This window comes from Arthrobacter agilis (assembly GCF_002953615.1).
GTDB lineage: Bacteria > Actinomycetota > Actinomycetes > Actinomycetales > Micrococcaceae > Arthrobacter_D > Arthrobacter_D agilis_B.
In genome coordinates, this window is the sequence record NZ_CP024915.1 from 1,322,391 (window position 1) to 1,332,405 (window position 10,015).

The window sequence follows — 10,015 nt, forward strand, 5'->3', positions numbered from 1 at the left end:
CCGTACGCGATCGCCGGCATCGGCAGCTCGGAGTGGGTTTCCATGGCTTCGTTCGCCAGCAGTGCGCTGCCGAGGGAGTAGAGCATCGTGGTTCCTCTGTCGGGTCAGGTTCTGCCGGTGGTTCCGGTCCGGCGTGGGCATTTCCTCCAATGGTACGCGCAACGGGGCACGGGGCTCCGCCGACGGGAGGTCCGTCAGCGCCGGACGTGCCCCTCGCCCTGCACGATCCACTTGGTCGTCGTGAGCTCGGCCAGCCCCATCGGTCCCCTCGCGTGCATCTTCTGCGTGGAGATCCCGACCTCGGCCCCGAGGCCCAGTTCGCCGCCGTCGACGAACCGTGTCGATGCGTTGACCAGCACGGCGGCGGAGTCCACGCCGGCCACGAACTCCTCGGAGGACGCGAGGCTGTTGGTGATGATGGCCTCGCTGTGCCCGGTGCTCCAGCGTCGGATGTGCTGCAGCGCCTCGTCGACGCTGTCCACGGTGCGGACTGCGAGGTCGAGCTGCATGTATTCGCGGTTCCAGTCGTCGTCGGTCGCCGACGGGGCAGCCGTCCCCTCGGGCAGGAACGCACGCGAGCGGTCGTCGACGTGGAGCGTCACCCCGGCGCGCGAGAGGGCGGCGAGGACTGCAGGAGCGGCTCCGGAGCGGCTGTGCACGAGGAGGGTCTCGACCGTGTTGCAGACGCTGGGGCGCTGCGTCTTGGCATTGAGCAGGATGTCGACGGCCATCTCCTCGTCGGCGCTCTCGTCGAGGAGGATGTGCACGTTGCCCTCGCCGGTCTCGATCACGGGGACCCGGGCGTTCGTGACGACGGACTGGATGAGCTCGCGTCCGCCGCGCGGGATCAGCACGTCCACGCGTCCGCGGGCCTCCATGAGCACGCGGGCGCCCTCCCGCCCGAACTCGTCGATGGTGAGGACGGCGTCATCGGGCAGCCCGTGGTCCTCGAGGGTGTCCCGGATGATGCCAACGAGCGCCGCGTTCGTGGCGGCGGCCGCGCTGCCCCCGCGGAGGATCACGGCATTCCCGCTCTTCAGGGCCAGGCCGGCGATGTCGACCGTGACATTCGGGCGGGCCTCGTAGATCGCCGCGACCACGCCGAGGGGCACCCGGACCTGCCGCATCCGGAGCCCGTTGGGCAGGGTCTCCGCACGCACGGCGGTCCCGACGGGATCAGGAAGGGCGGCCAGCTGGGCGAGTGCATCCGCGAGCCGGCCGATGCGCTCCGGGTCCAGGCTCAGCCGGTCCAGCAGGTAGTCGGAGGTCCCGGCGGCACGGCCGCGCTCGACGTCGGCCCGGTTGGCGGCCAGCACGAGGTCCCGCCGGGCGACCAACGCGTCGGCGATCGCCAGCAGCACGCGGTCCTTGCGGGCGCGGTTTGCCCGGCCGAGGATCCTCGAGGCGGTCCTGGCCCGGTCCGTGATCGCGTGGACCGCCGCGGTGAGCTGTTCCGGGGTGAGCGACGGCGTGTCGTCGGTCCGGGCGGTCGTGGGCTCAGCCTGCAGATCGGTCATCCCAGCAGTCTAGCGAGGAGCCGGTTCGGAGGACGCCCGGAGGTCGGGTTATGACGCGGCGGCAGGCCGCAGCACCACGAGGTCGTTCACGTGCACCACGGAACGCTCGTACTCGGCGCCCAGCTCCTCCGCGAGATCATGCGTGGAGCGTCCGAGCATGCGCGGCAGCTCGGACGAGCTGTAGTTGACGAGTCCGCGCGCCACCACGGTCCCGTCGCTGCTCACGAGCTGCACGGGGTCACCGGCCTCGAAGACGCCGGAGACGCCGACCACTCCCGCGGGGAGGAGGGACCGCCGCCGCTCCCCCACGGCGCGGACGGCACCGTCGTCGAGCACGAGGGTGCCGAGGACCCTCGCGAGGTGGGCCAGCCAGAGCAGGCGGATGGGCTGCCGCTTGCCGGTCGCCGTGAACCAGGTGCCCACGTCCTCGCCGCGCAGCGCAGCGGCGGCATTCGCTGTGGACGTCACGAGCGCGGGGATGCCGGAGGCCGCCGCGATGGTGGCGGCCTCGACCTTCGTGACCATGCCGCCCGTGCCGACGCCCGCCTTGCCTGCACGCCCGATCGTGACACCGTCCAGGTCGGCCGGCGACTCCACGAGCGGGATGCGCAGGGCACCCTCGCTGGGTGGGCCGTCGTAGAGCGCATCGACGTCGCTGAGGAGCACCAGCGCCTCCGCCTTGACGAGGTGGGCGACGAGGGCGGCCAGGCGGTCGTTGTCCCCGAAGCGGATCTCATGGCTGGCCACGGTGTCGTTCTCATTGACGATCGGCACGACGCCGAAGTTCAGGAGCCGCTCCATCGCCCGGTGCGCGTTGGCGTAGTGGGACCGCCGGACCAGGTCGTCCGCGGTCAGCAGGATCTGGCTCACGGTCACGCCGTGCGCGGCGAAGGCCTGCGAGTACTGCGCCATCAGCAGGCCCTGGCCGACGCTCGCTGCGGCCTGCTGCGTGGACAGCTGCGCGGGACGCCGGGCGAGACCCAGCGGCGCCAGACCTGCCGCGATCGCACCGGAGGACACGAGGATCACCTCGGTCCCCGCGGTGCGCCGCGCGGCGAGGACATCGGCGAGGCCCACGAGTGCCTCGCCGGAGATGCCGCCCGAGACGGACGTCAGGGACGACGAACCGACCTTGACGACGATCCTCCGCGCGGACGGTAGTCCCGCCCGGGAGGCCAGCGGATGCAGTGACGTGTCCAGGCCCATGGCTAGCCCTCGGACTCGCCGTCCGCTTCTTGCCGCGTAGGGGCAGGCCGCATCCGCTTCTGCACCGATTCGGTCCAGATGCCGGCCTTGCGGTCCGCCTCGAGATCGGCCCGGGCGGCAGCCTTCGCCTCCTTGCGCTCCTGGTACTCCTCACGCTTCTGCTCGCGCGTCGGCCGGACGTACTCGGCCAGGCGCAGGTCGGAACCGCGCGGTCCGGCGAGCAGCTCGGCGCCGCCCATCATCGTGGGCTCCCAGTCGAAGACGACGCCGTCGCCCTCGCCGATCACCACGGTGTCGCCGGGCTTGGCGCCGACCTTGAACAGCTCCTCCTCGACACCGACCTTGGCCAGGCGGTCCGCGAGGTAGCCGACGGCCTCGTCGTTGGTGAAGTCGGTCTGCTTGACCCAGCGTTCGGGCTTCTCGCCGAGCACGCGGAAGAGGGGAAGGGCGTCCTTCTCCTCGAGGCGGATCCGGAACGGTGCGGCGTTGACGCCTCGGGGGCGCAGCACGGGCGGCGCGACCTTCGGAGGTGCGGCGGCAACGGTCCTGCGCGCGTTCTCGACGATCTCCGCCATCGCGAACCCGAGCTGGCGCAGTCCCTCGTGGCTCGACGCGGACACCTCGAAGACGCGGTAGCCGCGCTCCTCGAGCTCGGGACGGACGAAGTCCGCCATGTCCCGTCCGTCCGGCACATCCACCTTGTTGAGGGCGACGAGGCGCGGGCGCTCGTTGAGGGGGACGACGTCGCCGTCGGGCCCTGCGTAGCTCATGTCCACCGAGTACTTCTCGAGCTCACGCTCGATGATGCCGAGGTCCTTCAGCGGATCGCGGTCCGTCTCGAGGGCGGCGCAGTCCAGCACGTGCACGAGGGCGGCGCAGCGCTCCACGTGGCGCAGGAAGTGGTGGCCGAGGCCCTTTCCCTCGCTCGCACCCTCGATCAGGCCGGGGACGTCCGCGATGGTGAAGCGCGTGGAACCCGCTTCGACGACGCCCAGGTTCGGCACGAGCGTGGTGAAGGGGTAGTCGGCGATCTTCGGGCGGGCCGCCGACATCGCGGCGATCAGGCTGGACTTTCCGGCGGAGGGGAAGCCCACGAGGGCGATGTCCGCGATGGACTTGAGCTCGAGGACGACATCCCGCTCGTCACCGGGGATGCCGAGCAGCGCGAACCCCGGTGCCTTGCGCTTCTGCGAGGACAGCGCGGCATTGCCGAGGCCGCCCTGGCCGCCGGCCGCCGCGACGAACTCGGTGCCTTCACCGACGAGGTCGGCGAGGACCTCGCCGTCCTTCGACTTGACCACGGTGCCGTCCGGCACCGGCAGGACGAGAGTCTCCCCGTTCTTGCCGCCGCGCCAGTCACCCATCCCGTTGCCGCCGTTCGTGGCATGCCGGTGGGGGGCGTGATGGTAGTCGAGGAGCGTGGTGGTCTGGTGGTCGACGCGGAGGATGACGTTACCGCCGTCGCCGCCGTTACCGCCGTCGGGCCCACCGAGGGGCTTGAACTTCTCGCGGTGGACAGAGACGCAGCCGTGGCCGCCGGTGCCTCCGGATACGTGCAGGACTACGCGGTCAACGAAACTCGCCACGTCGGTCTCCTTCTACAAATGCTTCACTGTGCCGAGTCGGGTCGGCTTAAAAGAAGGTGGGGCGAGCCATAGAGGCTCACCCCACCCGAATGCTTGGTGCACCGTGCGCTGGCAGAGACTACTCTGCTGCCGCGCCCACGATGTTGACGACCTTGCGTCCACGACGGGTACCGAATTCCACGGCACCTGCCTCGAGTGCGAACAGGGTGTCGTCGCCGCCGCGGCCGACATTGGCGCCCGGGTGGAAGTGGGTGCCGCGCTGGCGGACGATGATCTCGCCGGCCTTGACGACCTGGCCGCCGAAGCGCTTGACGCCGAGGAACTGTGCGTTCGAGTCGCGACCGTTGCGAGTGGAGCTTGCGCCCTTCTTATGTGCCATGAGTTATGCCTGCCTTCGCTGAAGTGTCTACGTGACCGATCGGTAGCCCGAAGGGACTACGCGATGCCTGTGATTTTGACGCGGGTCAGTTCCGAACGGTGACCCTGGCGCTTCTTGTAGCCGGTCTTGTTCTTGAACTTCTGGATGACAATCTTCGGTCCACGAAGATTCTCGACGATCTCGGCAGTGACGGTGACCTTCGCGAGGTCCTCCGCTGCGGAGGTGATCTTGGCGCCGTCTACCAGAAGGAGGGCGGGAAGCTTGAACGTGCTTCCTGCCTGACCGGTGACGCGGTCAAGGGTAACGAGGTCTCCTACAGAAACCTTTTCTTGGCGGCCGCCTGCGCGGACAATCGCGTACACCACTTGGGAACTCACTTCTCTCGACAATCTTGACTTCTGATGAAAAAACCTGGGTGCGCCTCGGCGGCAATCCTGGGGTTGCTCGTCGTGCGAGACCCGCACTGGTGCCTTCGACGTCGCCGCCCGGAGGCCGCTCGTGTCTGCTGGACATCCCAGTCTGCGAATCCTGCGCAGTTGCCGCCGGACATGCCGGTTGACAGGCAAGTGCACCGAGGGTTCAGATTACGCCAGTACAGCGCCCTCCCGCAAATCAGCGGGCGCTCGGCGCGCGGCAGCGCGGGCCCTCGGGGCGTCGAAGAAGTCCCGTTCATAGGCGGCGGACCAGCGGAAGGCCGCAAGCATCGCCGTGCGTTCGACCGGGGACGCCCGTCGGTGCGCGCCGTCGGCGATCTGCTTGGCGCGCGCGGTGGCCTCCGCAAAGCCGGGGTCGGCGTAGGTCGCGATCCATGCGGCGTAGGGATGCGGGCCGGACGGGCCGTGGCCTCCGGGTCTTCCCTGCGGTCTCTCCTGCACCCTCTCCTGCACCCTCTCCTGCACGTGGTCGCCGACCGCTGCGTAGAGCCAGAAGCACGGCAGGACGGCGGCGACGAGTTCCGCGTACGATCCCCGCCCGGCGACGGCCCGGAGGTGGTCGCAGTAGGCGCGGGTGACGGGACCCGCATCGCCCTCCCCTGCCCGGATGCCGGTCTTCCCCGACAGCCAGGTCCGGTGCAGCTCCGCCTCGGTCTGCAGGCACGACGTCGCCGCGGACAGCCAGAACAGCTGCTCGTCCTCGGCCGGCGCCATGGCGGCGGCACGGGCCAGGACGGCGGAGTAGTCGCGGAGGTACAGCGCGTCCTGCTGCAGGTAGTAGGCGAAGTCGGTCGCGGGAAGGTCCCCCTCCATCAGCGCGGTGAGGAAGGGCAGCTCCAGGAGGTTCCTGCGCAGTTCCCCGATGTCGCGCCAGGCGAGCTCCGTGAAGCGCTGGTGCGCGCGAGGATCAGGTCCGGCGTGGAAGTGGTGCACCGGTCCGCTGCCTGCTCCCACGTCCAGCAGGTCGGCGCCCTGCAGTGCCCCTTCGAGCCAGGACTTCGCCTCCCGAACCGCCGTGGGCCAGTCGCCGGTCACGGCGAACCGCGTGGCGATCGCGGACGACAGCGAGCAGCCCGTACCGTGCGTGTTCTCGGTCGGCACCCGGCAGCCGTCGAGGACCACGGTGTCCGGGCCGCCCGTTGCGTCCTGCGGGGCGGGAATGAGGGCGTCCGGGCATCGTTCGCCGGGCAGGTGCCCGCCCTTCACCAGCACCCGGGTGCCGAGCCGGACCGCGAGGACCCTCCCCTGCTCGAGCGCTGCGGACCAGGAGGCGGCAGGATCCGCTCCGACGAGGACGGCGAGCTCCGCGATGTTCGGGGTCACCAGCGACGCACGCCGGGCGAGGTCGACGACGGCGCGTACCGCGTCGTCGTCGAGCAGCCGCGCACCGCTGGTGGCGACCATGACCGGATCGAGCACGACGACCGGCGGGCGGGCGTGGTCGAGCCATGCGCCGACGCAGCGCGCCACGGCGGCGGACCCGAGCATCCCGATCTTCACGGCGTCGATGCGCACGTCCTCGGCGATGGCGTCGAGTTGCTGCCGGAGGAAGTCCGTGGGCGGGGTGTGCACCGCGGTCACGCCGCGGGTGTTCTGCGCCGTCAAGGCGGTCACCACGGCCATCGCGTACCCGCCCGTGGCGCTGATGCTCTTGATGTCCGCCTGGATCCCGGCGCCGCCGCTCGGATCCGAGCCGGCGATGCTCAGGATGTTGGGGATCCCGGAGATCGGATCGCACGCTGTTCGGGCAGTGTCCATGACTGACATCCCTCCGCTAGGCACGGGCGCGAGGCCCACTAGATCAGGTTCGACGGGTGTGATCTCAGCCCTGCATCCGGCAGGGCACCCCGTGTCACCGACCAGCCTATAGCAGCCGGGCGCCCATGGACGGGACACGCGAAGGCCGGAGCCCCTGGGGACTCCGGCCTTCGCGTGCCTGCCGATCCGTCGTGCGTGGAGCTGCTACAGCTCCGACGCCGGCACGCCGACGCCGAAGATCAGCGGCTCCGCACCGGACGGCTCCGGCTTCCGCGCGATCGGCCCGGCCTTGGCGACGTGCCGCGTCCCGGAGGGCTCGGCGGCGGTCTCGGCACCCTGGGTCTCGATCGTGGTGTCCGCGGCGCCCTGCGCGCTGCGGGCGACCCGGCGTCGCGGCCGGGACCGGCGCGCCGGCGCCTCGGGCGCGGGAACGACGACGGGAGGCGCGGCGCTGGTCGCGGGGACCGCCCGGACGTCGGCGGCCTCCTCGCGGTCGCCGTCTGCCGCGGCGCCGTCTGCCGCGGCACCGTCGCCAGCGGGCGCGACGTCGACGGCCGGGACGTCCACATCGGCCGGCCGGCGGTTGAAGGCCTCGCTCAGGCTGTCCAGCGTCAGGCGCGTCGCGGGTGCCTCCTGGGCCTCCTCGACGGCCGGCCGACGGCTCTCCGCCCGTGGCAGGGTCACTGTCTCGCCGTTGATCGTCAGCACGGCTTCCGTGACCTGGACGTCGGCGTCGGCAGGGGCCTGCTCCGCGTGCTCCTCGTGGGCGTGGTGCGTGGCGGCCGCGATGCTGGCGAGGGCGGCCCGGGCCGCTTCGGCCTTCGCCGCGCGGTCAGGGGTCTCGGCCACGGGGGCCGGGGGCAGTGCGATGCCCTCGTCCTGCTGGTTGCCGCGTCCCCGGTTGCGCTTGCGCTCGCTCCGGGACGGCTTGTCCTGGCGCAGCTGCTGCTGGTTGTCGGGCGCAGGCACGGAACGGCGGTGCTCCACGGGCTCCATGTGGGTGACGACGCCGCGGCCCGCACAGTGTTCGCAGTCCTCGCCGAAGACCTCGAGCAGGCCCGTGCCCATGCGCTTGCGCGTCATCTGGACGAGCCCCAGCGAGGTCACCTCGGCGACCTGGTGCTTGGTCCTGTCACGGCCGAGGCATTCGACGAGACGGCGCAGCACGAGGTCGCGGTTCGCCTCGAGCACCATGTCGATGAAGTCGATCACGATGATCCCGCCGATGTCGCGGAGCCGCAGCTGGCGCACGACCTCCTCGGCCGCCTCGAGGTTGTTCTTCGTGACGGTCTCCTCGAGGTTGCCGCCGCTGCCGGTGAACTTGCCCGTGTTGACGTCGACCACGGTCATGGCCTCGGTCCGGTCGATCACGAGCGAGCCGCCCGACGGCAGGAACACCTTGCGCTCCAGGGCCTTCGAGATCTGCTCGTCGATGCGCGAGGCGGCGAAGATGTCCTCGTCGCCCGTCCACTTCTCGAGCCTGCCGACGAGGTCCGGCGCCACGTACATGACGTAGGCCTCGATGGTGTCCCAGGCCTCCTCGCCGGAGACGACGAGCTTGGAGAAGTCCTCGTTGAAGACGTCGCGGACCACCTTGATGGTGAGGTCGGGCTCACCGTAGAGGAGTTCGGGCGCCAGGGTCTTGGTCGAGCCGGCCTTGCGCTCGATCTCCTCCCACTGGGCACGGAGGCGGTTGATGTCGTGCGTCAGCTCCTCCTCGCTGGCACCCTCCGCCGCCGTCCGGACGATCACGCCGGCGTTCTCGGGCAGGCGGTCCTTGAGGATCCGCTTGAGGCGGTTGCGCTCGACGTCGGGCAGCTTGCGGGAGATACCGGTCATGGAGCCGCCGGGCACGTACACGAGGTAGCGGCCGGGCAGGGAGATCTGGCTCGTGAGCCTCGCACCCTTGTGGCCCACCGGGTCCTTCGTGACCTGCACGAGGACGGGATCGCCCGACTTCAGCGCGAGTTCGATGCGGCGCGGCTGGCCGTCGAGGCCGGCCGCGTCCCAGTTGACCTCTCCGGCGTACAGGACGGCGTTGCGGCCGCGTCCGATGTCGACGAACGCCGCCTCCATGCTCGGCAGCACGTTCTGCACCTTGCCGACGTACACGTTGCCGATCAGCGAGTCCTGCTGCGTCCTGGACACGAAGTGCTCCGCGAGGATGCCGTCCTCGAGGACGCCGATCTGGATCCTGTCATCGCGCTGGCGGACGATCATCTGGCGGTCCACGGATTCGCGGCGGGCGAGGAACTCGGCCTCGGTGATGACCTGGCGGCGGCGGCCCGTGTCACGGGACTCGCGGCGGCGCTGCTTCTTGGCCTCCAGCCGGGTGGAGCCGCGGACGCTGGTCACTCGGTCCGAGACGGGCTCGCTGGACTGGCGGGGAGCCCGCACGCGCGTGACGGTGTTGGGCGGATCGTCGTCCTCGCCGCCGGTCAGCTCGAGGTCCTGGTCTCCACGGCGGCGACGACGACGACGGCGCGACGTGACGCCCGCGCCCTCCTCGGGGCCGTTCGCCGGGGACCGTCCGTCGGTGTCCTCAGGACCCTCTGTCTGGCCGTCGTCGGTTCCGGCGTCGGCCTGGCCGGCATCGCTGCGGCTGCGCGTGCGACTCCGACGGCTGCGACGCGAGCGACGACCGGACTCGTCCGACTCCTCCTCGTCCGTGTCCTCCTGCGGCGGCGCCACCTTCACGGACGGCACGGTGACGGTGCTGAGATCCGGTGCGTGGAAGAGCAGCGACAGCGGCGACTCGGGGACCGCGAAGGGATCGAACCGGTTTTCGTCCGACGGCATGTCCTCCTGGCCGGCATCGACCTGCGTGATGTCGCCCTGCGCGGCTCCGTCCTGGGGCTGCGCGGACTGCCGGGACTCGGACGCGGCGTCCGGGCGCCCTGCGGGAGTGTCGGCTGCTGCGGGAGTGCCGTCTGCTACGGGTTCCGCCACTGCGGCGTCGTCCGACTGCGCGGGCTCCGACGCCCTGCGGCTGCGGGTCCTCGTCGAGGTACGGCGCGCCCGTGCGGGCTTCTCCTCGGCTGGAACGGCGGGGATCGAGGCGGCGTCCGCTCCGACTGCGTCGGGCGCGTCGGCGGGTGAGGCAGCGGTTGCGGCGTCGGCTGCGGGCGCGTCGGC

Annotated in this window: 7 protein-coding genes and 1 riboswitch; all 7 genes read right to left on the reverse strand. The window is 70.9% G+C overall.

Going from position 1 to position 10,015, the window contains the following annotated elements; genetic code table 11:
- Nucleotides 1-194 precede the first annotated feature (194 nt).
- The gene (locus CVO76_RS06335) at nt 195-1,517 is read right to left on the reverse strand and encodes a glutamate-5-semialdehyde dehydrogenase (protein WP_208741283.1); all 1,323 of its coding nucleotides are present in this window, start codon (nt 1,515-1,517) and stop codon (nt 195-197) included.
- A 48-nt stretch (nt 1,518-1,565) separates the two neighbouring features.
- Entirely contained in the window at nt 1,566-2,723 is a 1,158-nt protein-coding gene (proB, locus tag CVO76_RS06340) for a glutamate 5-kinase (protein ID WP_208741285.1), read from the reverse strand.
- A 2-nt stretch (nt 2,724-2,725) separates the two neighbouring features.
- Nucleotides 2,726-4,309: a GTPase ObgE gene (gene obgE, locus CVO76_RS06345; protein ID WP_208741287.1), complete on the reverse strand. Its 1,584-nt coding sequence runs from the start codon at nt 4,307-4,309 to the stop codon at nt 2,726-2,728.
- Between the two features lie 118 nt (nt 4,310-4,427).
- A complete protein-coding gene (gene rpmA / locus CVO76_RS06350; protein WP_087073579.1) occupies nt 4,428-4,688 on the reverse strand; it encodes a 50S ribosomal protein L27 in 261 nt (86 codons plus the stop codon).
- 56 nt (nt 4,689-4,744) lie between these two features.
- Nucleotides 4,745-5,053 (reverse strand): 50S ribosomal protein L21, encoded by a 309-nt coding sequence (gene rplU / locus CVO76_RS06355; RefSeq protein WP_087073581.1) that lies wholly within the window; start codon nt 5,051-5,053, stop codon nt 4,745-4,747.
- A 219-nt stretch (nt 5,054-5,272) separates the two neighbouring features.
- Nucleotides 5,273-6,880: a bifunctional hydroxymethylpyrimidine kinase/phosphomethylpyrimidine kinase gene (thiD, locus tag CVO76_RS06360; RefSeq protein ID WP_208741289.1), complete on the reverse strand. Its 1,608-nt coding sequence runs from the start codon at nt 6,878-6,880 to the stop codon at nt 5,273-5,275.
- Nucleotides 6,872-6,982, reverse strand: a riboswitch (TPP riboswitch). Its footprint overlaps the gene before it by 9 nt.
- A 102-nt stretch (nt 6,983-7,084) precedes the next feature.
- On the reverse strand, nt 7,085-10,015 hold a 2,931-nt coding region (locus tag CVO76_RS06365), incomplete at its 5' end, for an Rne/Rng family ribonuclease (protein ID WP_208741291.1).